At 50.7% G+C, this 23726-nt stretch carries 22 protein-coding genes and 1 pseudogene; 15 read left to right on the top strand and 8 right to left on the bottom strand.

Annotation, left to right across the window (positions count from 1 at the left end; translation table 11 throughout):
* Positions 1-54: 54 nt before the first annotated feature.
* From menA to ABWV55_RS00455, 3 genes are read left to right on the top strand one after another with little or no spacing between them, the layout of a single operon-like run.
* Positions 55-999 (top strand): 2-carboxy-1,4-naphthoquinone phytyltransferase, encoded by a 945-nt coding sequence (gene menA / locus ABWV55_RS00465; protein WP_353291833.1) that lies wholly within the window; start codon positions 55-57, stop codon positions 997-999.
* On the top strand, positions 996-1964 hold the full coding sequence (locus ABWV55_RS00460) for an o-succinylbenzoate synthase (RefSeq protein ID WP_353292761.1): 969 nt from the start codon (positions 996-998) through the stop codon (positions 1962-1964). The genes menA and ABWV55_RS00460 overlap by 4 nt, the downstream gene beginning before the upstream one ends.
* Positions 1901-3127, top strand: a complete 1227-nt coding sequence (locus tag ABWV55_RS00455) for an AMP-binding protein (protein WP_353291832.1) — start codon at positions 1901-1903, stop codon at positions 3125-3127. Before ABWV55_RS00460 ends, ABWV55_RS00455 begins: the two co-directional genes overlap by 64 nt.
* Here ABWV55_RS00455 and ABWV55_RS00450 read toward each other — a convergent pair.
* Positions 3113-3553, bottom strand: a complete 441-nt coding sequence (locus ABWV55_RS00450; RefSeq protein ID WP_353292760.1) for a thioesterase family protein — start codon at positions 3551-3553, stop codon at positions 3113-3115. The genes ABWV55_RS00455 and ABWV55_RS00450 overlap by 15 nt on opposite strands.
* A 774-nt stretch (positions 3554-4327) precedes the next feature.
* The gene (locus tag ABWV55_RS00445) at positions 4328-5512 is read right to left on the bottom strand and encodes an NAD(P)H-quinone oxidoreductase subunit H (protein ID WP_353291831.1); all 1185 of its coding nucleotides are present in this window, start codon (positions 5510-5512) and stop codon (positions 4328-4330) included.
* Positions 5513-5587: 75 nt separating this feature from the next.
* Here ABWV55_RS00445 and rsmH point away from each other — a divergent pair, with 75 nt between their 5' ends.
* On the top strand, positions 5588-6454 hold the full coding sequence (rsmH, locus tag ABWV55_RS00440) for a 16S rRNA (cytosine(1402)-N(4))-methyltransferase RsmH (RefSeq protein WP_353292759.1): 867 nt from the start codon (positions 5588-5590) through the stop codon (positions 6452-6454).
* A gap of 770 nt (positions 6455-7224) precedes the next feature.
* On the opposite strand, the gene ABWV55_RS00435 is transcribed toward rsmH, so the two are convergent.
* Positions 7225-8289, bottom strand: a complete 1065-nt coding sequence (locus ABWV55_RS00435; RefSeq protein WP_353291830.1) for a cysteine desulfurase family protein — start codon at positions 8287-8289, stop codon at positions 7225-7227.
* Between the two features lie 580 nt (positions 8290-8869).
* Here ABWV55_RS00435 and ABWV55_RS00430 point away from each other — a divergent pair.
* Complete coding sequence (locus ABWV55_RS00430) at positions 8870-9607, top strand: response regulator transcription factor (RefSeq protein WP_353291829.1); 738 nt, start codon at positions 8870-8872, stop codon at positions 9605-9607.
* Between the two features lie 447 nt (positions 9608-10054).
* Here the strand turns inward: ABWV55_RS00430 and bchM are convergent, their stop codons facing one another.
* Together bchM and ABWV55_RS00420 are read right to left on the bottom strand one after the other, a co-directional pair.
* Complete coding sequence (gene bchM / locus ABWV55_RS00425) at positions 10055-10765, bottom strand: magnesium protoporphyrin IX methyltransferase (RefSeq protein ID WP_353291828.1); 711 nt, start codon at positions 10763-10765, stop codon at positions 10055-10057.
* A 31-nt stretch (positions 10766-10796) separates the two neighbouring features.
* On the bottom strand, positions 10797-11948 hold the full coding sequence (locus ABWV55_RS00420) for an N-acetylglucosamine-6-phosphate deacetylase (protein WP_353292758.1): 1152 nt from the start codon (positions 11946-11948) through the stop codon (positions 10797-10799).
* 34 nt (positions 11949-11982) lie between these two features.
* Here ABWV55_RS00420 and purE point away from each other — a divergent pair, with 34 nt between their 5' ends.
* Positions 11983-12540, top strand: a complete 558-nt coding sequence (gene purE, locus ABWV55_RS00415; protein ID WP_353291827.1) for a 5-(carboxyamino)imidazole ribonucleotide mutase — start codon at positions 11983-11985, stop codon at positions 12538-12540.
* 609 nt (positions 12541-13149) lie between these two features.
* Here the strand turns inward: purE and ABWV55_RS00410 are convergent.
* Positions 13150-13371: a hypothetical protein gene (locus ABWV55_RS00410; protein ID WP_353291826.1), complete on the bottom strand. Its 222-nt coding sequence runs from the start codon at positions 13369-13371 to the stop codon at positions 13150-13152.
* Here ABWV55_RS00410 and ABWV55_RS00405 point away from each other — a divergent pair.
* Positions 13358-14050: pseudogene (locus tag ABWV55_RS00405) on the top strand (AI-2E family transporter). The gene ABWV55_RS00410 and the pseudogene ABWV55_RS00405 sit on opposite strands and share 14 nt — an antisense overlap.
* A 148-nt stretch (positions 14051-14198) precedes the next feature.
* Here the strand turns inward: ABWV55_RS00405 and cysC are convergent.
* Positions 14199-14819: an adenylyl-sulfate kinase gene (cysC, locus tag ABWV55_RS00400; RefSeq protein ID WP_353292757.1), complete on the bottom strand. Its 621-nt coding sequence runs from the start codon at positions 14817-14819 to the stop codon at positions 14199-14201.
* A 369-nt stretch (positions 14820-15188) separates the two neighbouring features.
* Between cysC and ABWV55_RS00395 the strand changes: the two genes are divergently transcribed.
* Positions 15189-15326 (top strand): hypothetical protein, encoded by a 138-nt coding sequence (locus tag ABWV55_RS00395; RefSeq protein ID WP_353291825.1) that lies wholly within the window; start codon positions 15189-15191, stop codon positions 15324-15326.
* A 152-nt stretch (positions 15327-15478) separates the two neighbouring features.
* Here ABWV55_RS00395 and ABWV55_RS00390 read toward each other — a convergent pair whose 3' ends face one another.
* Positions 15479-15610 carry a hypothetical protein gene (locus tag ABWV55_RS00390; protein ID WP_353291824.1) on the bottom strand — a complete coding sequence of 44 codons (132 nt, stop codon included), beginning with the start codon at positions 15608-15610 and terminating at the stop codon, positions 15479-15481.
* A 276-nt stretch (positions 15611-15886) separates the two neighbouring features.
* Here ABWV55_RS00390 and trpB point away from each other — a divergent pair, with 276 nt between their 5' ends.
* The 7 genes from trpB to nuoK all read left to right on the top strand — a co-directional run bounded on the left by trpB (position 15887) and on the right by nuoK (position 23722).
* A complete protein-coding gene (gene trpB, locus ABWV55_RS00385; protein ID WP_353291823.1) occupies positions 15887-17143 on the top strand; it encodes a tryptophan synthase subunit beta in 1257 nt (418 codons plus the stop codon).
* Between the two features lie 537 nt (positions 17144-17680).
* A complete protein-coding gene (locus ABWV55_RS00380; protein ID WP_353291822.1) occupies positions 17681-19297 on the top strand; it encodes a DUF3352 domain-containing protein in 1617 nt (538 codons plus the stop codon).
* A 430-nt stretch (positions 19298-19727) separates the two neighbouring features.
* Positions 19728-20918, top strand: coding sequence for a citrate synthase (locus tag ABWV55_RS00375; RefSeq protein ID WP_353291821.1), 1191 nt, complete (start codon positions 19728-19730; stop codon positions 20916-20918).
* A 24-nt stretch (positions 20919-20942) separates the two neighbouring features.
* Complete coding sequence (gene nuoH, locus ABWV55_RS00370) at positions 20943-22064, top strand: NADH-quinone oxidoreductase subunit NuoH (RefSeq protein ID WP_353291820.1); 1122 nt, start codon at positions 20943-20945, stop codon at positions 22062-22064.
* A 73-nt stretch (positions 22065-22137) separates the two neighbouring features.
* A complete protein-coding gene (gene ndhI / locus ABWV55_RS00365; protein ID WP_353291819.1) occupies positions 22138-22770 on the top strand; it encodes an NAD(P)H-quinone oxidoreductase subunit I in 633 nt (210 codons plus the stop codon).
* Entirely contained in the window at positions 22767-23369 is a 603-nt protein-coding gene (locus ABWV55_RS00360; protein ID WP_353291818.1) for an NADH-quinone oxidoreductase subunit J, read from the top strand. Before ndhI ends, ABWV55_RS00360 begins: the two co-directional genes overlap by 4 nt.
* A 23-nt stretch (positions 23370-23392) precedes the next feature.
* Entirely contained in the window at positions 23393-23722 is a 330-nt protein-coding gene (gene nuoK / locus ABWV55_RS00355) for an NADH-quinone oxidoreductase subunit NuoK (RefSeq protein WP_353291817.1), read from the top strand.
* Positions 23723-23726: the final 4 nt, after the last annotated feature.

Raw genomic sequence — 23726 nt, 5'->3', positions numbered from 1 at the left:
AGAGGGATTGCTCAAATGTATGAGCCATTATTTCGAGTGATACGGGTCCTGCCCATGCAAGAGCCACAGGTTGTCGCATCCTGTTACGCCCAACGGAGGGCGTTGTGGAAAGCTGCGATCAAGTGGCCAATGTACTCGGTCGCTGTGATGCCAGTGCTTTTGGCCGCAGGATGGTGGCTTGGCTTTCAAGGAACGTTGCGCTGGAATCAAATGTTGGGTTTCCTGCTGGCCGCAATTCTTTTATTGATATGGGAGAACCTCAGCAATGATCTATTTGATTCCGCAACCGGAGTGGACGCGATTGGTAAACCCCACTCGGTGGTGAATCTCACAGGTCGCCGAGATTGCATTGCGTTGCTGTCGTCTGTAGCCTTGCTGCTTGGCCTGGTGTTAGTGGCTTGGCTAGCTTGGTCAAGTAATCCTGTGGTACTGATGCTAGTGCTGCTCAGTTGCGGCTTGGGTTATGTATATCAGGGTCCGCCGTTTCGTCTCGGCTACCGGGGGCTTGGTGAACCACTTTGCTGGTTGGCGTTCGGCCCTGTTGCAACTGCAGCAGCTTTGTTGGTGCTAGCGCCGGTGGGGACGGGGGTGGTTCCATGGGACCAAGCGTTACTGTTGGGGTCCGGTCCGGCCTTGGCCACAACGCTGGTGCTTTTTTGCTCTCATTTTCATCAAGTAGAAGAGGATATTGCCCATGACAAGCGTTCACCTGTGGTGCGCCTGGGAACCGCGCGAGCCTCAGCTCTGGTTCCATGGTTTGTAACCCTTACCCTGCTAATTGAATGGCTTCCTGTGCTACAGGGCCATTGGCCCCTTACAGCCCTGCTCAGCGGCCTGGGCTTGCCAGCTGGCTGCGCCTTGATTCGTTTGCTGCAGCGCTACCATAATCAGCCCACACGCATCGGTCTCAGCAAGTTTTTGGCACTACGTTTTCAAGCCTGGAATGGCTTGGGTCTTGCCGTTGGTTTGGCACTGGGAGCATGCTTGCCGGTGAGATGATGTTGCGACTCCAAGTTCGTTCTTTTCGCTTCGCACTAATGCAGTCGTTACGAACAGCAGCTGGTGTTTTCTCGGAACGCCGTGGCTGGTTACTGCGCGTGCAAGACGACAACGGTATGGTCGGTTGGGGTGAGGTGGCGCCATTACAAGCTGAGCAATGGACTCTTTGCCGTGGATTATTGTTAGCCCTCCCGAATCGACTCTCCTTGTCTCAGTTTGCGGGGCTGATCATTGAAGGACCCGGTGCGATCGGCTTTGGGTGTGGTGCGGCATTGGCGGAGCTCGATGGGGTCGTTGGAGGTGATGCTTCACAGAGTTGGAAAGCCGCACCTAATTCTGCTCAGCTCCTACCGGCAGGGGAGCAGATGCTCATGGCCGTTGACCGCGTTCTAGATCAGACCTCTTCTTCACAGGTGTTGACGCTTAAATGGAAAGTAGCAACTGAACCGGCCGCGCTTGAACAGCAATGGTTGAGGCAGCTTTTAGACCGTTTGCCCAGCAACGCCAGGCTTCGGCTAGATGCCAACGGTGGTTGGGATCGCTCCACCGCTGAGTCTTGGATGAAGGCCCTGAGGCAGGAGCCACGTTTCGATTGGTTAGAACAGCCGTTAGCAGTGAATGACCATGCGGGTCTTGAGCAGTTAGCTCGGCTTGGTCCAGTAGCGTTGGACGAATCACTTGAGTATAGGCCCGAACTTCGGGATAGCTGGATGGGTTGGCAGGTGCGGCGTCCGGTAGTCGACGGAGATCCACGGCCGCTGTTACAGGAGCTCCAGAATCAGGTTCCTTATCGAATGGTGAGTACGGCTTTTGAAACTGGCATTGGCCGCCGTTGGCTACACCATTTGGCCGCCCTTCAGTGTGATGGACCCACGCCAACAGCTCCGGGTTTGGCTCCAGGGTGGTGTCCGACGGGACCCCTATTCTCCGACGATCCGGAGATGGTCTGGGCGGGAGCGTTGTGATGTGTGTGGATCTGGATAACTTGCTGCAGGAATTAGATGCTGGGCGTTGGGTATCGTTGCAAGGTACGCCGTTATTATTGCCCCATCGTTTGTTACCGTCTGGTCCAGGGGTAATAATAAGCAGTGGAGGCAGCACTGGTGGCCGCCGGTTGTGTTTGCAGCCTTGTCACCATCTCGACTCTTCAGCAGAGGCGACGGCGACCTGGTTGCAAAACCTTGGAATCGATCCTCAGCAGACTCTTGTGTTAAATCCTCTTCCGATGCATCACGTCAGTGGGCTAATGCCCTGGTGGCGTTCACGCAGCTGGGGGGTGCCGCATTGTCGCTTGGCGCCAGAGTTGATGAAACAGCCGTGGGAGCTACTGCGCTATTGCCGCAGCTTGCCTAATTGGTCAAATCGCGAGATCTTGCTTTCATTAGTGCCAACGCAGCTGAGGCGGTTGCTGGCTGATACAAATGGTCAAGCCCTGTTGAAAGACATGAGGCTGATTTGGATCGGTGGGGCGTCTCTGCCACAACTCCTCGCCGAGCAAGCTAGAGCTGAAGGTATTCTTTTAGCCCCTTGCTATGGGGCTACGGAAACGGCTGCGATGGTGACGGCATTGTCACCCCAACGATTTCTAGTCGGAGATCGCACCTGCGGCACACCGTTGCACGATGTAGAGCTGCGTCTAGCCGTGCATGGGGCCTTAGAAATTAAAACTGCTCGGCTGGCGATAGGCCTCTGGCAACAAGAAAAGCCCGATTCCTTGCAACCTGTGGCAGACACTAATGGTTGGTGGCGCACGGCGGATCGGGCACAAATTGCAAAAGGTCTTGAAATATGTGGACGACTCGATACAGCACTAAACTCCGGTGGTGAAACCATTTTCCCAGAGCAGCTTGAAGCTCGGTTAATGTCAGCGATCCGCCAAGAAGAACTTCCGGTCGAAGCTATACTGCTAGCGGGAGTGGATGAACCAGAATGGGGTCAGCAGTTAGTGGCATTCGTCCATAGTTCGGATCCCGCGTTGTTGAAGCGGATTGCATCGTTGACGACCGACTGGCCAGCCGCGGAACAGCCGCGGCGTTGGGTTCTTTGTCCTGAGTTGACTCAGACGGACGCTGGCAAGTGGAATCGGCAACACTGGCAGAATTGGCTAGAAAGGTTAGATTCGGCTTAGGGCTGCCGCCTTCAGCCAAAATTCTATTGGTTTGGGCAAGTTACAGCGCTGGCGAGTACTGGCGTCAATTGCTAAATGACGTAGGCAACCACTCGCAACTTTCTGATCGTCCAAGCGTAGGTGACTGATTACTTCGAAACAGCTTGGATTGAGCCTCTTGGGTCGCAGTTGGATAACAACAGTATCGCCTATACGTAGCGGAGCGCAAAAGTTTGCATGACAGTACACAATCGGCAGGGCAACGCTGGGCTGTTCTTTTGGTCCACCAGGAAAAACAGCAACCGCTGGCACTCCAAACTCCTCAAGACTTGCCTCCCAAGCCTGGTGACACCACCCCAGGAGTCTTTGGAAGTGAACCACACCAGCAGCATCGGTGTCGCTGAAGCGCACCGTTCGAGTTAACTCCAACCAAGTACAGATAGTCATTGCAACATTACAAATAAGTTGTTGACACCAAAGCCGAGCAGTGCCGCCACTCTGGTGCCGAATCTGCCAAGGTCTATAGTTGCACAAGTAGTGTTGACATAAACTTTAGTCTTTTCTGTTTTCCAGTCTGTTTGGTTTGTCAAGTAGCGACCGTGCCAGCAGTATTGATGTGTACTGAGTTCTAGATACTGAGAGGGTTACTTCAGGTATATTACCTTTACATATGATGGTAAGCTTGTTTTCCTCTTTGTCACAACAATTAGATTCTATGTCTTACATTCCTTCTGGTTTTGTAGTAGCGTTAACGCTTCCGGATTAGATTTTATGTGGATATAACTCTCGGCGCTACTTTTTCACTACTACTCTAATTGTAAAAAAATTAAAGTTCAGAAAAAGTGTGAGCTTTATTAACATCTTTATCGCTGTACATAGTCATTTTCGTTGCCCGCTTTTGCTGGTTTTTGCGATAAAATGATAACTTTAATAGAGTAACTTTTACCTTCGGAAAGTGAGGCTTGCTACTAAGGCGACCGCCAACTATTGGGGGCTTTGCCAGAATTGCTTTCTGGTTATTGCTCCCGCACAGAATCCAGGTATTCGCTTTATTGCCTAGGAATCCGCTAGTCCGACTTAACTTGCGATCTAATCGGTAGGACAGTATTTTATTTGTGTGAGTTGCCTTAGAGTGCTTAAGGTTATTGGAGGTTTTTTTGTAGCTCTTACCTAATCACCTGGCTTCATCTTTCAATGCTTACCTCGATATCATTCAGTTAATCAGCGGTCTACAGATCCCATAATCACGTCAATGGAACCGAGTATGGCCATGATGTCAGCTACTTTGCACCCCTTGAGAATGTGAGGAAGGATTTGCAGGTTATTGCTGTCTGCGGCACGAATTTTGAAACGCCAAGGGGTCACATTGTTATTGCCTTGAAGAAAAACACCAATTTCACCTTTGCCAGATTCCAAGCGGGTGTAAAGCTCGCCGTTGGGGATCTTAAACGTGGGGGCTACCTTCTTGGCTACATACTGTAAATCGAAGCTTGCCGCGTCGTTGCTTTTTCCTTCACTCAGTCGTTTAGCCTCGAGGTTTTCAGTGGGTCCACCGGGGATCATGTTGCAAGCCTGGCACAAGATTTTAAGCGACTGACGCATTTCTTCGATCCGTACCCGATAGCGGGCGAAACAGTCGCCTTCTTTCTCCCAGGCCACGCACCACTCAAAGTCGTCGTAGCACTCGTAATGGTCCACCCTACGTAGATCCCAAGGTACGCCAGATGCGCGCAGCATCGGTCCACTTAGGCTCCAGTTGATAGCGTCCTTCGTAGCAATCGTCCCTAAACCTTCAATTCGGCGTCGAAAGATCGGATTGTTGGTAATCAATTTCTCGTATTCATCAATTTTGGGGGCAAACCAGTCACAGAAGTCGCGGCATTTTTCGAGCCAACCCCACGGTAAATCGGCAGCCACACCACCTATCCGAAAGTAGTTGTTGTTAATCAGCCGTTGTCCAGTGGCGGCCTCCCATAAGTCGTAAATCATTTCTCGCTCTCGAAATATGTAAAAGAATGGTGTCTGGGCTCCCACATCGGCAAGAAAGGGGCCAAGCCAAAGCAAATGATTAGCGATTCGGTTTAGTTCCAACATCAGTACCCGGATATAGCTAGCTCGCTTGGGAACACGAATATTGGCTAGCTTCTCCGGAGCGTTCACCACAACGGCTTCGTAAAACATGCCAGCTGCGTAATCCATGCGGCTCACGTAGGGCACGAACATCACGTTCGTGCGATTCTCTGCGATTTTTTCCATACCGCGATGGAGATAGCCAATAACTGGCTCACAATCCACCACGTCTTCACCGTCGAGAGTGACCACCAGTCGCAACACCCCATGCATGGAGGGATGATGTGGGCCGAAGTTCACCACCATCGGCTCCGTGCGCGTTTCTAACTGCGTCATGAAGAGCGACGAAGCAACATGATGTATTGATACTAAAACAGTTACCGCCTGTGCTCTGTGTTTCCTTTCAGTCATGTGCCTGTAATGGCAGGTGCCGTGATTGCTGGAGCCGATCAATTACCGCATCACAACGGTTTGTTGATCGATGTCACCCTCGGTGGCGGTGGTCATAGCGCCCTTCTCCTCGAGCGCCATACCAACCTTCGCTTAATAGGACTCGATCAAGATCCAACAGCTCGAGCAGCGGCGTCAAAGCGTCTGGCAGTGTTTGGCGACCGCGTCACCATTCTGGCTGCCAATTTCGCTAACTACACCCCATCTGAGTCGGCATTGATGGTGCTCGCAGATTTGGGAGTTAGCAGCCCTCAGCTGGACGTGGCGGAAAGAGGTTTTAGCTTTCGATTGAATGGCCCCTTAGATATGCGAATGAATCCCAATAGCGATGTTGAAACAGCAGCGGAGTTGATTAACCGATTAGAAGAAAACGCTTTAGCTGATCTCATTTACAGCTACGGCGGAGAGCGTTGGTCTCGTCGAATTGCCCGTCGGATCAAAAGCGATCTAGCTGACCAGGGGGCTTATGAAGGAACGTCAGCGCTAGCTCATGCTGTAGCCAGTTGCTATCCACCAAAGGTTCGTTGGGGCCGGATTCATCCAGCCACACGTACTTTCCAAGCACTGCGAATTGCCGTGAACAACGAGCTCACAGCGTTAGACAGATTTTTGCAGAGCGGACCGAGTTGGCTGGAGCCTGGGGGAGTAATCGGTCTCATCAGCTTTCACTCATTGGAAGATAAGCTGGTAAAAACAGCATTTATGCGGGACGATCGGCTGGAAAACATAACTAGAAAGCCAATAGTGGCCACTAGCGCTGAGCGGCGGATCAACCCTCGCAGTCGTAGTGCTAAATGGCGTTTAGCGCGACGGGTTAACAATCGTTGAGCCCGCCCATTTAATTTCTCTTTTGGTATTGAACAACCACCAACCGCCGTCTGACTTTGTCCAAATCTAAGAATAAAGCGCACTTTGCGAGCCAAGGCGACTGCCAAAGTGATAGAAACGGCGCTTGTATTACCAAAACTGAGCGCTTATCGTCCCGATCCTATACTACCAAATCTATGACGTCAGCAGGGTGATCCCTTTAGCCACCCGGCAGTATATGTGGATTTAAACGACTCCAATCCGACTGAGGTGAAGATACGCAACAGGCTATAAGCATTTAGTTACAACCAGTGTCAAGTGATTGATGTTCACTCACTATGGTCAATTCATGTCACTAACAGATCTATATGCACCGTACATTCATGAATTCACCGTGCAAGCCAAGTTGATTATCGTAATCAATAATCTCTTAAGTATCGACAGCAGTAGCAGTGAGTCAGCAAAGGGAAGCTGAAAAACAATTACATAATGGCAATATAAGCGTGATCTATTACTGGCTGAAGAGACCCTAATAAAGGACGTCCGGCGCATGCTGAGAAGGCCTATAATAACATGAATCTTTACCGTTGAAAACGATCCATAACCCAGGAATTAGATCAATAACATCTCGAAGGTTCACCGGTGCATTTAACAGACGCTTCTAGCATGAAGTCATTAAAAACAAAGCCACTAGTTGGCTGATAGCTGGATTGGGTACCAATAAAGAATCCCAGCTGAAAGCGTCCGTTCTGGGCGGCAGTGCTAAGCAATAACTGGGTATCGTGGGAAGACTACATTTGTTGCATAGCAACAGCCTCCACAATCGATACGATTGCTTGTTCTACATCGTTAGCAGTGCTATAGCGGCCCAGACTAAGCCGCAGAGAGGAGTTTGCTTCGGAGCGAGAGCGACCGATAGCTTGGAGTACGTGGGAGGGAGCACCTTTGCTGCAAGCAGATCCGCTACTGCAAGTAAGGTAGGGTCGTAAATCTCGATACAAGCGACTACCGCTCACCCTAGGAATGGTAATATTGAGGTTGTGGGCTAGACGTGGATAAGCGGCGCCGTTGAGCTGTAGCCCAGGGATCTTTTGTTGCAGCCCTCTCCAGAGCCGATCTCGCAGACAAGCAAGGCGTTTCCACCTTTCCTCCCGATCTGCCATTGCCTGCTGCACGGCTGTTGCGAAGCCAACGATAAGGGCAGTGGGCAGCGTGCCTGCCCGTAGACCCCCCTCTTGGCCGCCTCCCCATTGCAGTGGTTGCAAGTTTATGCCTTCTCGGATGATCAGAGCACCGACGCCCTTGGGACCATAAAGTTTATGAGCGCTAATACTGATCAGATCTAGCCCTAGGACGTCGGGTCCCAATGGGATGTGTCCAAAAGCTTGGGCTGCGTCACTGTGAATAGTGATATTTCGAGCTTGGCAAATTGCTGCTAGTTCTGCCAGAGGCTGTAACACTCCAATCTCATTGTTGGCAGCCATCACACTTACGAGTCGCGTATCCGACGTGATTGCTCTCTCTAATTGAGATGGGGTAATTAAACCATCAGGTTGCGGTTGCAACAGTGTTACCTGGAAGCCTTCTCGCTGCAGTTGGGCGAGCGGATCCAAAACGGCGTGATGTTCAGTGTTCACGCTAATTAAATGGCCACTTCCGTAAGTACGGGCATGACCAAGCAAGGCCAAGTTATTGGCTTCAGTGGCGCCACTGGTGAATACAACCCGTTCGGGTGTGACGGCCATGGCTTCCGCGATTTGGCGCCGAGCCAGCTTGATTGCAGCAGAAGCGATGAGGCCTTGGTGGTGCTGGCGGCTGGAGGGGTTTCCCCAATGTTTATTCCAATAGGGCGCCATCGCTTCCACTACCTCAACCTCACAGGGGGTGGTGGCTTGGAAATCAAAGGCAAGAGGGACGTTGTTCAGCGTACCGTTGGTAACTAGCTGTCGCGATCATGAACCGGCGCTATTTTGTTTTGCCACATAGATCCGTATTTTCTCAATGAACCTGTTTGGTTTTGGATCGATGTTGCCTTTAGTACTCTTGGCGATAAAAGCTACCGTCCGCTAAGAATACTAAATTAAATGAAGCGGTCTGGATTAAACAGCTTGAAGGTGGCAATGGTGGACCCTGCATCTATGGCTCTATAACCACTGGTACCAGAAAACTTGCGGTTTCACAGCATAAAAGGTGTTTGATTTGCCTACGTTGGCTCGGGCCTGGTGTTCCAATTATTTAGTACAACTAAGAAGTCAACTTGGCTTAACAGACCACTTGTGGCTTTTTAAAGACAACGGAGGGTAGACCCTGCCATGCTGTGTGAAAAGCTACTGGAACTCGATTTCTCTATCCTGGTTGCATGAACGGCAGAAGTAGTTACCTGCACTTGTCTCTTAAACACAGTCTCCATAAATTGCAATTAGAATCTCCCCAGTCATGAGCAATGCCCCCACTACATCAAACGATGAGCAAGAGGCGCCACTGCCATCGCAACGGTTACTACTAGTGGATGATGAGCCGGGTCTGCGAACCGCCGTCCAGGCTTATTTAGAAGATGAGGGCTTTGATGTCACCACCGCGGTAAATGGGGAAGAGGGGTTTGCTAAGGCACAACAAATGCTGCCCAATGTCATAATCAGCGATGTAATGATGCCGCAACTCGATGGCTACGGCTTATTAAAAAAATTACGGGAAGACGAGCTTTTGGGTGGGACGCCAGTGATTTTCCTCACTGCTAAGGGGATGACAGCAGACCGAACTCAAGGTTATATGGCCGGAGTAGACGACTACATCTCCAAACCGTTCGATCCCAACGAACTAGTAGCACGGGTGTGCAACGTCGCTCAGCGCCAACATCGGCTGCTGCAAGAAGCGGCTCGTTTCGCTGATACCGATATGGGCCAGATGGCCAAGCAGATCACCGAGATCCGTTCGTTGTTAGCCCAAGCGGAAGCCTTGCCTTTAAAGAACTCCGTCGTGCATAGTTTTACCCCGAGAGAGTCAAGCGTGCTGCAGTTGGTAGCCGAGGGTTTAATGAATAAAGAAATCGCGCGTCAACTAGAAACATCAATCCGTAATGTAGAGAAGTATGTGAGTCGCTTGTTCAACAAAACTGGCACCTCCAGCCGTACAGAGTTGGTGCGTTATGCGTTGGAGCACCGTTTAGTAAAATGATTCATACTCATCGCATCAGTTTTGAGTCAGGTCAACCACCAGCGATATGGTAGACAAATTTCTCGTTGACGTGCCCGTATCTTTATCTATGCTTCAGCTGATGCTCGGTTACTTCATAAGTCTGTCAAGTCTAGTCAAAATAGTATAGTTATGACAGGGTTTGATTGGCCTCTCCTAGCAAAAGCTAGCGTATATAAAGAGAGTTTTTGCTATTGAGTTCTGGTTCTAGAGAATCGAATTGGGGTCGTTGCACGAAAGAGATGGGTTAAAGAAGTGTTCAATGACGCATTGTGTAACTCCTTTTATTTGAAAGATTTCAATGATGGCCGAACCTGGAGATTGAGAGTGCTGCTCACAGATGGTGGCGCTTTGAACAGACTTAAGTTTGCTAAAATATAGTTAGTCATGATGTTGTCTAAAGAAGTCTTTAATTCAGCTAACATTTCGTTATTTGCAAAATTCGATCAGACGGGAAAAGTAAAATGGTGCTCTGTTCAAGCTGCGGCGTACCACTCGCAAACCGCATTCTTCCGCAGCCTTGACAATACCGGCTTCCTTCAGCGTGTAGGCACGGGTGGTTTTGCTAGGTCCCGGAAATAACTGGCCGATACCTTTGAGCACTGCTAAAAATGGAGTGTACGGTGCAAAACTCACGATCAGTCGCTTTTCGGTGAGCTTACACAAATGCTTCACCATTTCTTCTGCAGCCGGCTGGGGGTAGTGGATAAAGACATCTAAGCAACACACCGTGTGAAAAGACCCGCTGATGCTCTCTAGGTCGTTAGCGGAGAATTTCAACTTGCCCATATCGAGGCCAGCTTCTCGAGCCCGGCGTTCCGCTTCCCTGGCCATCGTTGCGGAAATGTCACTGGCGTAGACAAAACCAGCGCCCATGATGGCCAACGGCAGACTAAGGCTGCCCACACCACAGCCGGCATCGAGGAAGCTGACGTCGCTTACGGCACCGCCTTCTTGAATCCAACTCACCACTTCATCCACAGTTTTCTGGTGACCAATGCGAATATTGCGCTGCACCTTGTTCACTTCATTGCTTTTACTGTAGATGCGGTTCCAGCGGTCAAAGCCCGTGGTTTCGAAGTATCCCTTTACTTTTTCCTTTTCGAGCTGTTTCTGCGTTAGTAGCTGATCAGAGGCCATCTAGTGAGACAAGGCGATCTGCTGCGAAATCTTAAGCAGCGTAACTCCAGTCCAGACATCCTTTTGCAGTTTGGTGCCAGCGCAACAGCGCAGTAAGGGGCTGTCCAATCAGAATCTGCTCCAGCGTGCCGATACTGCCAAGTACTCCACGTGGGGCTACCGTGGCACTCCAGATAGCAGCCCCTGCGTCATCGCTCCATCTGGCCAAACGTTTTACCGCTTCCAATTGGGGTAGGGTCACCCCAGCCAGGGTGCCATCCTTCAGTCGACAGACGCCGTTCTTGACTAATAAGTTTCGCTTATCCCAGCGGTGTATACCGTCGGCGAGTCCGTAGGGAGCAAGGGCATCGCTGACCAACACAATTCGATTTGGTGCAAGTTTTTGCAGCAACACCGCCATGGTCGGATCTACATGTACGCCATCCGCAATCAGACCGAGGGCGATGGCATCACGTCTGCATGCTTCCCCCACTGGACCCGGCGCCCGGTGATGTAATCCCGGCATCGCATTGAAGGCATGGGTAAGCATTCCCACTCCTTGATCAAAAGCTTTTGCTGCGGAGCCGGCGTTAGCGCTGCTGTGACCCAGAGCTACTGTGATCCCTAAATCCCGCAGTCGGTCAATCACCGTAGCGGCACCGTCGAGTTCAGGCGCCAGGGTCATCAGGGCAATCTCGGATTCGTAGCCACAGATGCGTTCATGAAGGGCCGTGAGGCTTGGTGCAACTAGGTGTTGCTTCGGATGTGCGCCTCGGCGCGATTCTGCTAAAAAAGGTCCTTCAAGGTGGGCACCTAATAATCGACAACAATCGGGTCGCTTATAGCTTCTGGCTTCTTGCAACACGGCAAGGGACTTGCGTAACGGAGCAACCCCACAGGTCACTAGGGTTGGAGCGATCGCCTCAACCCCATCTCTCCAGAGCAATTTCAGTAGGTCTATCAGGCGTGGTAAATCGGTGGGAACCAATTCCGGGAAAGCCAGACCTAACCCGCCGTTAATCTGCAGATCAACAGCACGGGGGCTGATCCAATCCCCGTGCCAACTACTCCTCACCTCTGGGTTTTTTATTTCCATCGGGCCGGATGCGACTATGACACCCTGTGGGCTTAAATTGAGCCAGTAGCGTTGTTCAGTATCACTACCCAAGGGTGCGGGTAAGCGCACATCAGTGATCCGTCGCATTGAATCTGGCACTTGAGGCCATTAGAAGGTGACGATGGCAGTCCTGTCGGAGCACATTGTGACAGTATCCTCTCTTTCTGCCCGCGTTGCCGTGGTGATGGGCAGTGATTCTGATCTGCCAATGATGGAGCCAGCAGCAGCGATCTTGCGACAGCTAGGGGTTGTAGTAGAGGTGCGAGTGTTATCCGCCCATCGCACCCCTCTGGAAATGGTGGCGTTCGCTCAGCAGGCACGTCGGCGAGGACATCGTGCAATCGTGGCCGGCGCCGGTGGTGCCGCTCATCTTCCCGGAATGATGGCAGCCCTCACCACTCTTCCCGTGATTGGAGTGCCAGTGCAGAGCCGAGCATTATCTGGCATGGACTCGCTTTACTCGATTGTGCAAATGCCTGGCGGCATTCCCGTCGCCACGGTGGCCATTAATGGAGGCCTTAACGCCGGGCTACTCGCCGCTCAGATCCTGGCCACTTCCGATAATTCCTTGGCTCAGCGCTTAACGGATTATCGCAACAGCTTACATGATGTAGTAGTGGCAAAAGATGCTCGCTTGCTTGACTTAGGTAGCAGTACTTATCTCGAGCAAATGAGTTAGCGCGATGCTCAGTACCACACTCTTACCCTTACTAACTTCGTGACGGGCGATAGTACTTACCACTATTTTTTAACAACATTATTTTGTAGTGAAATTTGACTGAAGAAATTGGTTCTGATTCATGGTCAAGAACCCTGCTCAAGTCTACGAGGCTCCGTTGAACCCAGGGTGTGTCTCAAGGTCAACTCTTTGCTATAGGTAACACTATTAACGAAACTGGATCTACTGCCGAATTAGATCGAATCCAAGGATCTTATCAAAGGATGATAGAAGTTTAGTTATTGCGGAGGTGGTTTTTTACCGTGGTCGTGCTGCGACAATATATTTCTTGTCCATAACTATTACTTCTAACGAGGCCTATCCTTTACCTCAACTGCGCGGTGCTAGGGGCTATTATTTAGTAATCCCACGGTTTTTCGCAACGGTTTGATTACAATTCTTCCATGTTTTCCCTGATGCTGATCAACGTTTTAATTGTGATTGATGTTTTACAAAGCTATCTCACCTTTGCTTCAAGAGCCGCTGAGTTGCTGGAAATGGCTACTTGCTTTGGTCTTTGGTGTTAACACATGGCCGAAGTATCCCAAGCTTCAATCTCAGAAGGTTCCACTAAATGAAGGCTTGGCCTAGCTGATTCCACCTTAGCTTGGTGCTGCCTTTATTCGGGTTAAATGTTTTTGTCCTTAAACGAATCTTGGTGCAGTTCGCCCCATTTCCGGGGCTGTTTGTGACGGCCGCATTAATCGCATTCCTCTTGGATCTTCCCTGTCGCTGACTAATAAGGCTTGGGTTGACATGACTGCTAGCGATTACCGTAGTGGTGCTGCTCACGGCAGGCCTACTAGCGCTAGCGGCAGTCGAACTGCTGCCGTTATTGATTGTGCAGCTCAGTCAATTGATTAGTACAGGACCATCGTTGCTAACGGCCGCTGAGCAGGGGATCAATCAAGCCCAAGCCTGGGCTACTTCCTATGGCCTTCCTACGGATTTTGTTGGTTTCAGCAGTGATTTAGCCACCCAGGTGGGTTGGGTAGCTACCCAATTGAGTCAGCGTTTGCTGGGTATTTTGGGCGCTACGGTGAGCATCGCCATCGATATGGTAATCGTGTTGGCGTTGGCAGTGTTCCTATTGCTGGGAGCTGAGCCAATCACCGCGGATTTGATCCGATAGCTACCGGAGCGTCGGCAGGCTCTGGTCATGAGAACTTTTGACCGAACCTTTCGCGGCTACTTTGCCGGTCAAGTGTTACTTGCCTTTATCCTCTGCGGTAGGCAGCTACTGGTGTTTGCCAGTCTAGATATCCCCTACGACGTGCTGTTTGCCGTATTGATCGGCTTCACCATGTTGATCCCATATGCCAGTACTCTCACCATCATGTTTGTAAACGCCGCTTTAGCAGTCCAAGATCTCCGAATTGGACTAAAGCTCTTGATCGCTGCTGTTGTAGTAGGCCAGATTGTGGATCAGGTGATTCAACCTAGACTTATGGGTAGGATCGTTGGGCTGTAACCGGCCTGACCGCTCAATTTTTTTGCCAATTGGAGCTGGGCTTGCTAGCCCACCCGGCTTTGGAGAATTGTTGAGTCTTCTCTTTGCAGTGTCGACCGTCGATTACATTAAAACACTGGCCGATGCAACAGGTAATTAAGTACTGACATTACATTGACGGAATCACTTTCCTGTCCTGAAGGATTCTGATTACTCTACTGACCGATACAGACAATTCCTGGACGCCAGTATCAATCTTCAGAGTGGGGGCTTCAGGTGCCTCGTAGGGGCTGGAAATACCCGTGAACTCTTTAATAACACCAGACCGGGCTTTAGCATAGAGGCCTTTGGGGTCTCGAACTTCACAAACGTTCAGATCAGCCGCGCAATAGATCTCGAGGAAATCATCTGCTTCGACTAGGGCTTTAACTTTGTTGCGATCAGCGCGAAACGGAGATATAAAAGCGGTGAGAACGATGATGCCTGCATCGAGAAATAACTTTGCTACTTCGCCGATGCGTCGGATATTTTCTTCTCTGTCAGCGCCAGAAAAACCTAAATCTTTGCAGAGACCATGGCGCATATTGTCACCGTCCAGTACATAGCTAGCCAATCCTCGCTTAAACAGAGTCGCATTCACTGCATTGGCCAGGGTGCTTTTGCCGGATCCAGAAAGTCCAGTGAACCAAAGAATGGCGCTGCGGTGCCCACGCTTGTCCGCTCTGGCTACTCGGTCTACCGAAGCTTCATGCCAGGTAATGTTAGCGACCTGGGGGGTAAATGAGTTCATAATCGGTGGGAAAAGGCGACCATTGTCACTCAAACCGGTTACCAACGCATTTCAGCCGATAGCCCTTCCAGGGAAGCAGAACCAAAGTTTGGTTTGCACAACCACTCCTTAAGGTTTAATTGCGTCGTTCTTAGCTGTTTTTTCGACAGCGTTTCGCCCCTAATTAGATCCAGCCCTCCCTAAGGGTAAATCGCAGCAAAAAGCCGACCCTATATAAACCCTCGCTGAATAGGTCAACTCTACATTAGGCGTCGAGTTCTTGAGGTTAACTCCGCTGCTGAACCAACCTCGGTTGAGAGAATGCCCAGATGATCATACTCAATATGATACTATTTTAGCTTGAGCCCAATTTGAGCCCAATCGTAACTAATGTTACCTTTCCGAGTGCAACAATTGGGCATCCGGATGGCTGGATGCAGTAACACCAGTTGCAATAGCGTTGCTGTTGAGGCCTACGCCGAGTCGCCAGATTCTCTTGGTGCAAAGGAGAGGCTTACGCGGTCTTGATTGTTGCGTAGCTTCAGTTTCATAACCGTTGAATAAGCCGACTCTTAGCTGCTATCTGCGAGCGAAGGTTTCTGATATTTCGGTCGAACAGCCATAGCGACTGACATTTCGATGCTATCAAGTCAACACATTTCCCCCACAGTGTGCCAAAGTTATCCAATGCTTTGGGTTTCGTGGCGGAATAACACTACATAGTCGCAAAGGACACGGGTCTGAACGCGAATGTGATCAATGTGACCAGTCTCTGGATCGCCTGTAGTGAATCGCCTTGAGAAACTACCCATGCAGTGTTAGCGTAAATAGCCCGATTGTTGCTACGTAATTGATTAGGATTTTGGTAACAACAACTTTAGTTTACCGACATTGCAGCTTCAAGGTGTCCCCGTACGCCTGCGCTACTTGAGAATATTAGGCCCTAAGTTGGACGGCATTTTGCTTTAAGTTTCTAGTAATTACTCTTAAACGACCGAGATTTCATAACCCGAGCTTTAGGTTGATTGCCTATGTCATCACCTAACTGCCTGTTTACGCTGGCCTAGCGCTTTGAACTAACTGGATCTGTGGCCAGCACTTTGCCGAACGCTATCCACCTGGATCCCGCCAGCCTTCAGCCAACGATGCGACCCGCTGCTCATGGTCGCTTCGGCCGTTTCGGTGGTCAGTACGTGCCAGAAACCCTGATGCCAGCTCTAGTTGAATTAGAGCGAGCTGCGACGCAAGCTTGGAATGATCCTGCTTTTACAGATGAACTGAATCGGCTCCTTAAGACCTATGTGGGTCGTGCAACACCGCTGTATGAAGCCGAGCGGCTAACAGCCCACTATCGTCGCGCTGATGGAGGCCCGCGCATTTGGCTAAAGCGTGAAGACTTAAACCACACTGGCGCTCATAAGATCAACAATGCTCTCGGCCAAGCACTCCTGGCTCTCCGAATGGGTAAAAAGCGGATCATTGCCGAAACTGGGGCTGGACAGCACGGTGTGGCCACGGCAACAGTCTGTGCACGCTTCGGCCTTAGGTGCATGATTTATATGGGTGCCGAAGATATGAATCGTCAGGCGCTTAACGTATTTCGCATGCGCTTACTCGGCGCGACGGTGCAACCGGTGACCACGGGCTCAGCTACCCTAAAAGAAGCAGTTAGTGAGGCGATTCGCGATTGGGTCACTAACGTAGAAACCACCCACTACATTCTGGGCTCTGTTGCTGGCCCACATCCGTATCCCATGCTGGTGCGCGACTTCCATGCTGTGATTGGACAGGAGACCAAGCAGCAGTGTCGTGAGGCTTTTGGTCGTATGCCTGACGTGCTGATGGCCTGTGTCGGTGGTGGATCTAATGCTATGGGCCTATTCCATGATTTTGTTCAAGACACAGCCATTCGTCTGATCGGGGTTGAGGCTGCTGGCGATGGTATAGATACACCTCGTCACGCTGCCACCATTACACAAGGTCGCGCTGGTGTTCTGCATGGTGCCATGAGCCTACTGCTGCAAGACAGCGACGGCCAGGTGCAAGAAGCACACTCCATTAGTGCAGGTCTCGATTACCCTGGTGTTGGGCCAGAACACAGTTATTTACGTGAAATTGGCCGCGCAGAGTATGTAGCGGTGACCGATCAGCAGGCTCTTGATGCTCTGTGTCTAGTTAGTGCACTGGAGGGCATTATTCCTGCGTTGGAGACGGCCCACGCGTTTGCATGGTTAGACCAACTGTGTCCCACTCTTCAGAAGGGTTGTGAAGTTGTAATAAACTGTTCTGGTCGTGGAGACAAGGACGTGAATACAGTCGTAGAAAGGCTCGGAGAGAAACTCTGAATCTCGCTTCCAAGTTACTAACTAGCAAGCAGCCTGTCCTACTCAGATAGGTCCGCATGTGTGCTCCGTAGCTAGTTGGCGTAATCAATTCGTTATTGATGGATCGTATCATTAGCCGCAGGCTTAGGAAGGTTTACAACTCGCGATCCGGGCGCTAGTCAAAGTGAGCTGTACACAGGAAAAGTGTCTGGAGTTCGTCTCGATGAGATACAGGATTGGATGAGTATATTGCGCTATTTCAGTACTTTAATTATTAGGTTTGGGTCGAGATCAAATTGACTGGGATGCAAGGCTGTTGCACTAGAGCGCCGACTCTTGCAGATTTAATTCATCCGCATCAATGATGTAGCGTTTTGGCATCGCGCCTTGTATGGACAAGATGCGATGCCTCTCACAGGAAGCTGGTAATACCAATTTTTGTACCTACCGCACATTCACTAATTCCAATGGAGTTTGATTGCTGTGCAGTCAAAGTAAACGTTCACGGACGCTGATCAGAGGCGGTTAGACGGAATTCATAGCGCCATTTATGTTGCGATGGACAAAGATGAGAGAACTCGCAATCGCAGGCCTATGAAGGCCCGCTCTTTTTTTGCAGCAGTTGGTGCTGTTCTCTTGTCGCTAGTACTGCTGGCTATCGGTTTGGTCTGGGCAATAGACCGACGTAGTCCTCTCCATCTTGCGCAGCAGACATTGCAATTGCCACGTTCAGCGCGCTTCGTACCTCGCGATGCTGCTATCTCCCTGTGCTGGTTGGCTGACCCGTCACGCCTTCCTGCTTATGCCCAGGCGGTGGCGCCCGCGACAGGGCGTCGTGCAGCCCGGGATGGTGCTCGGACTTGGCGCAATGGTGCCTTTGCTTTAGCGGGTCTTGACTTCGAGGCTGAACTCCTGCCATGGATTGGGTCTGAAATCAGCTTCACTTTGTTAGAAAGTGGCTCTGAGCCCGGATGGATTCTTGCCCTTACCAGTCGTGATAACGATGGTGCTCGTCGCTTTTTGCAGCGCTTCTGGCAGACCCGTAGCCTAGCCGGAACAGATCTTCAGGTCAGCAGCTATCGAGGGATCGGTGTGATCAGTGGGCGTGGTGCTTTGATCGGTCGAAATCCCCAGCCGCTGGCTACGGCTTTGATTGATGACGATCTCTTACTACTGGCGTCGGGTCGCGGCGTCCTCGAGCAATCCCTCGATGTATCTCAGTTGGATGCCCAGCATCAGCTGGGGGATCAGCGCCTACAGCAGAACGTCGCCGACTTTAGTAATGGTGTCGCATTGCTGACGGCCTCGCCACCAGCAATGCAGCGCTGGTTGCAGCTTCCCGCGGCGCTCGTGAACCGTGATGACTTAGTAGGTCTGCTTGCGTCCTTGCGCTTAGAGGGTACTGAGTTGGTTGTAGATGCCTTGCTTAAATTTCGCGACAGCTTGAAGTCAGAAGCCTGGCCATCCATCACAGATCTTTCCGCAACAGCTGGTGGTAGAGCTCTTTGGCTGGCCCAACTGCAAAACCCTGCCCGCCTGCTTGACCCTGATGAACAACATCCGATAGCGCAGTGGTTAGGACCATTGCTTCGAGATTATCTGCGAGGTCAATTTGCAGCAGCAGCGATTGCGGAACTCAACGACGGACCATTACTTTGGCAGCACCAGTCTGATGGTTGGCTACTGGGCACACATCGTGAACATCCATCTCAGGTTGCCGTAGATTCGCGACTCCGTAAGTTTGGGCTGTCTCGCTCAGAGCTACAGGGTGAAGGTGAAACGCTTGAAGTTTGGACGCGTCTCGCACGTCAACGCAATCGGAATGCTGGCCTCGAGGTTCAATTGGCGGTGGCTCAGGCTCGTGCCTCCTCTTTAGATTGGTGGGGGGAGACCCTGATGGCATTAACGCATCGTCAAGACGTCCGCGGGTTGCGGCCTCGTCTTCTTCAGTGGCAGGCTATCAGCACCAAAATGAATCCGGTCCAGGCCCTTCTTTTGGCAGATGAACCTTCTCAGAACTTGTTGGATCAGTGGCAACCCTGGATTTTGATTCAGGCTCTCGCGGGTCAATCTTTAAAGGATCATGTGCGAGAACTCAGCCTTGCCGTGGATGCCGACAAAAAAGACGATGTGGGCGCCATCCTTCCCTTCCATGCTCGCCTTAGGCTCGGTTGACGCTAGCCCCTTCGTGGTAAGGCATAAGATCGATGGAGATAAACTCCCCGTACCATCTGAAACATGGTGCGCATAGGTACGGCTGCATTAACGTACCTATGCGGCAATGACCAAGCTGCGTGTTTACTTCAGTGTTTGATACTGACTAGATGTCCACGACCCAGTGAAGACCAGGCTGGCGCTAGTCCCAAAGCTTTGAGATCGAGTCGATTTGGTAGAGCATGAGCCTGACTTTATGTGCCTGGCCTCTACCTCGTTTGGTTTACTTTCTGATGGTTTAGTGCCGAAGAAAGTAGGATTAATTTTTCAGTTGTATCAGTTGAGATGACCGACTGATAGCAGTTCTTTTTCTTGCCGCGATCAGGTCTTTCCCCCTAAACCAAGGGCGTATATCCTCGCGCCTTAGGTTGCCTGCAGTGGCATCGAGGCGTTGGCTCAGCAGCAGAATGGCGACCTACGCCATGCGCGGACTGGAATCGAATTGCGGCCTGGCTTAGATGGTGTACCCGCCACCAAGTCTGCGATTTGCGATATCGATGGGGAGCAAGGGCTTCTTACCTATCGCGGCTATCCCATGGAGGATCTAGCAGTTAACAGCAGTTTTTTGGAGACGGCGTATTTGTTGATCTGGGGTGAGTTGCCTACTCATGAGCAGCTTCATGAGTTCGAGCATGAGGTACAAATGCATCGCAGGATGAGTTTTCGGGTGCGGGACATGATGAAATGCTTCCCGGCCAGTGGTCACCCGATGGATGCATTGCAGTCCAGTGCTGCATCCCTTGGTTTATTTTATTCACGACGTGCCATTGACGATCCCGGCTATATCTACAAAGCTGTGGTGCGCTTGATTGCCAAAATCCCAACGATGGTGGCGGCCTTCCAATTAATTCGCAAAGGCCAAGATCCGATTCAGCCTCGAGATGATTTGGCGTACTCAGCTAATTTTCTTTATATGCTCACCGAGCGTGAGCCTGATCCGCGAGCCGCACGAATTTTCGACCGCTGTTTGATGCTTCATGCCGAGCACAGTCTCAACGCAAGCACGTTTAGTGCTCGAGTGACCGCAAGTACTCTCACCGATCCCTATGCTGTTATCGCTTCTGCGGTGGGAACTCTGGCTGGTCCCCTACACGGTGGAGCAAATGAAGATGTGTTGGCCATGCTTGAAGAGGTTGGTAGCCCAGATAATGCCGGTGCTTTCCTTGATGAGGCAATAACCGCTAAACGCAAGATCATGGGCTTTGGCCATCGGGAATACAAGGTGAAAGATCCGCGAGCTGTCATTCTTCAGTCGCTTGTTGAAGAGATGTTTAACGACTTCGGTCATAGCGAGCTTTATGACGTCGCCAGGGCTATAGAACGAGAGGCTATGTTTCGTCTGGGCCCTAAAGGTATTTATCCCAACGTGGATTTCTACTCTGGTTTGGTCTATAGGAAACTCGGTATTCCTCGTGATCTCTTCACCCCTGTTTTTGCGATTGCCCGCGTGGCTGGATGGCTTGCCCACTGGCGGGAACAGCTGGGTGCCAACCGCATTTTTCGTCCATCTCAGATTTATTCCGGTGCGCAGCCGCGATCGTGGACCCCGATAAACGAACGGGCTGCGTCTTCAGCCGTTTAAGTTAAAGACACTTCGGTCGACACCATGGTAAGCCCGGGATTGGACCTGGAACTAAGTTTTAGCCAGGCAATGCAGGGGTTTGGCTTCTCTCCTGAGGTTGCCCGGTTGCTCTGGCTTCCTTTGCCGATGCTGCTCGTCCTCGTGGCGGCAGTAATTGGTGTGCTGGTGTCAGTTTGGTTGGAAAGGAAGATCTCGGCATCCGTTCAACAGCGAATCGGTCCCGAATATGCTGGTGCCCTCGGCGTTCTTCAGCCTTTGGCCGACGGTCTTAAGCTGTTAGTCAAGGAAGACATCATTCCTGCACGTGCCGACAGTATTCTGTTCACCCTTGGCCCTATCCTTGTGGTGGTGCCAGTAATTGTTTCTTGGTTGATCGTCCCTTTTGGCCAGAACCTGCTGATTAGTAACATTGGGGTTGGCATCTTCCTCTGGATCGCATTTAGCAGCATTCAGCCAATCGGATTATTAATGAGTGGGTATGCCTCTAACAACAAATATTCATTATTAGGGGGCTTACGCGCTGCAGCGCAGTCGATTAGTTATGAGATTCCACTAGCATTAGCAGTGCTGGCGATCGTGATGATGAGTAACTCTCTCAGCACAGTTGACATTGTTGGCCAGCAGACTGGAGCTGGGATCCTCAGTTGGAACATTTGGCGCCAACCCGTCGGGTTTCTAATTTTCTGGGTTTGTGCCTTGGCCGAGTGTGAGCGCCTTCCCTTCGATCTTCCGGAAGCGGAGGAGGAACTCGTAGCAGGCTATCAGACCGAATATGCCGGGATGAAATTTGCCCTTTTTTACCTGGCGGGGTACATCAATTTGGTGCTCTCAGCTGTTTTGGTATCAGTGCTGTACTTAGGTGGTTGGGGTTGCCCGATTCCAGTGGAGTGGTTTGCTGGATGGCTGCATCAACCAATTAATGCACCTACGGTACAGGTGATCACGGGGTCTGTCGGCATTGTGATGACCATCCTGAAGTCTTATTTACTGGTCTTTGTTGCAATCTTGTTGCGTTGGACCACACCGCGCGTTCGCATTGATCAATTACTTGATTTGGGTTGGAAGTTCTTGCTTCCCCTGGCCCTTGTAAATCTTTTGGTCACTGCTGCTCTCAAGTTGGCATTTCCTGTGGCATTTGGCGGCTGAAGTCGCCGTTCTCTTCTCTTTTCCGTCATTATTGGATTGAGAATTACTATTAACCCTTAACTAGTTTCTGTCAATGTTTGGATTCCTTAAGCAGGTTGGTGATTACACTCGAGATGCAATGTATGCAGCCCGTAATCTGGCACAGGGTTTCGCGGTCACTTTTGACCACATGCAGCGCCGGCCGGTTACGGTGCAGTATCCCTACGAGAAGCTCATCCCTTCAGAGCGCTATAGGGGTCGAATCCACTACGAGTTCGATAAATGTATTGCTTGTGAGGTGTGTGTTCGAGTTTGTCCAATCAACCTTCCAGTAGTCGATTGGGTCATGAATAAAAATACAAAGAAAAAAGAATTACGTAATTATTCTATAGACTTTGGAGTCTGTATTTTTTGCGGTAATTGTGTGGAATATTGTCCCACTAATTGCCTTTCAATGACTGAGGAATATGAAATGGCAGCGTTCGATCGCCACGGTCTGAATTATGACAATGTTGCCCTTGGACGTCTTCCAACCAACGTGACCACAGATCCATCAGTACAACCTTTGCGTGAATTGGCGTATCTACCTGTCGGAGAAGTTGATCCCCATGGTGTGCCTGCTGACAATCCTCGTGCTGGCACACTACCTGCTGAAGTGATGGAAACCATCACTTTGGTCAAGAACAAGGAGAAATCATTTGAAAGTGATAGGGGGGTAGACGCATGACCATTGCGACGACTGCTGAGCTGATTTGCTTGCTGGTACTGTTTGCTGCTGTGGTGGCTGGTGCCCTTGGGGTCGTTCTGCTAAGTAACATCGTCTATTCGGCCTTTCTCTTAGGCGGAGTCTTTATGGCCGTAGCAGGCTTGTATTTGCTACTTAATGCCAGCTTCGTTGCAGCAGCTCAGGTGATGATTTACGTAGGCGCTATCAACGTTTTAATTTTATTCGCGATTATGCTAGTGAATAAGCGAGAAGAGCTTAAAACTATTGCCAATCTCACTACTCGACGTTTAGTCTCCGGTGCCGTCTGTCTTGGCCTTCTGGCGCTCTTGACGCGCGTGGTAGTCACCACGCCCTGGTCACTACCCGGGCCAACTGTAGTTGGCGAGGAAGCGACAGCCAGGATCGGTGAACACTTATTTACTGATTATTTACTACCTTTTGAGCTAGCTTCTGTGTTACTGCTGATGGCGATGATCGGTGCCATTGTCTTAGCACGCCGCGACGTTTTTTCAAATGATGTGGTGACTGGTGAGGTTGCTGATCAGGGCCTGATCGAAAAGCCTCCTGCTTCACTGCTTTTGGAGCGGCGCTCTTCCTGACTGCTGATCTTAAACATCGACAAATGAACGAATTTCTCTCCACCTTCTCTTCTCTTCAAGCTTATTTGCTTGTTGCCGCAATGCTATTTTGCATAGGTGTCTGGGGGTTGATTAACAGCCGCAATGCCGTACGCGTATTGATGAGCATTGAATTGATGTTGAACGGGGTAAATATTAACTTGATGGCCTTCTCCTCTTATGTTGATGGTGATCTAATTAGGGGTCAAGTGTTCGCAGTCTTCGTAATTACGGTTGCCGCAGCAGAAGCAGCGGTCGGTTTAGCCATTCTACTGTCGCTTTATCGCAACCGCGTTACTGTTGATATGGAGCAGTTCAACCTGTTGCGTTGGTAAACCA

It is taken from the genome of Synechococcus sp. M16CYN, assembly GCF_040371545.1.
Lineage (GTDB): Bacteria > Cyanobacteriota > Cyanobacteriia > PCC-6307 > Cyanobiaceae > Parasynechococcus.
The sequence above is the reverse complement of the archived record's forward strand: the minus strand, read 5'-3'. Positions and strand labels throughout refer to the sequence as shown.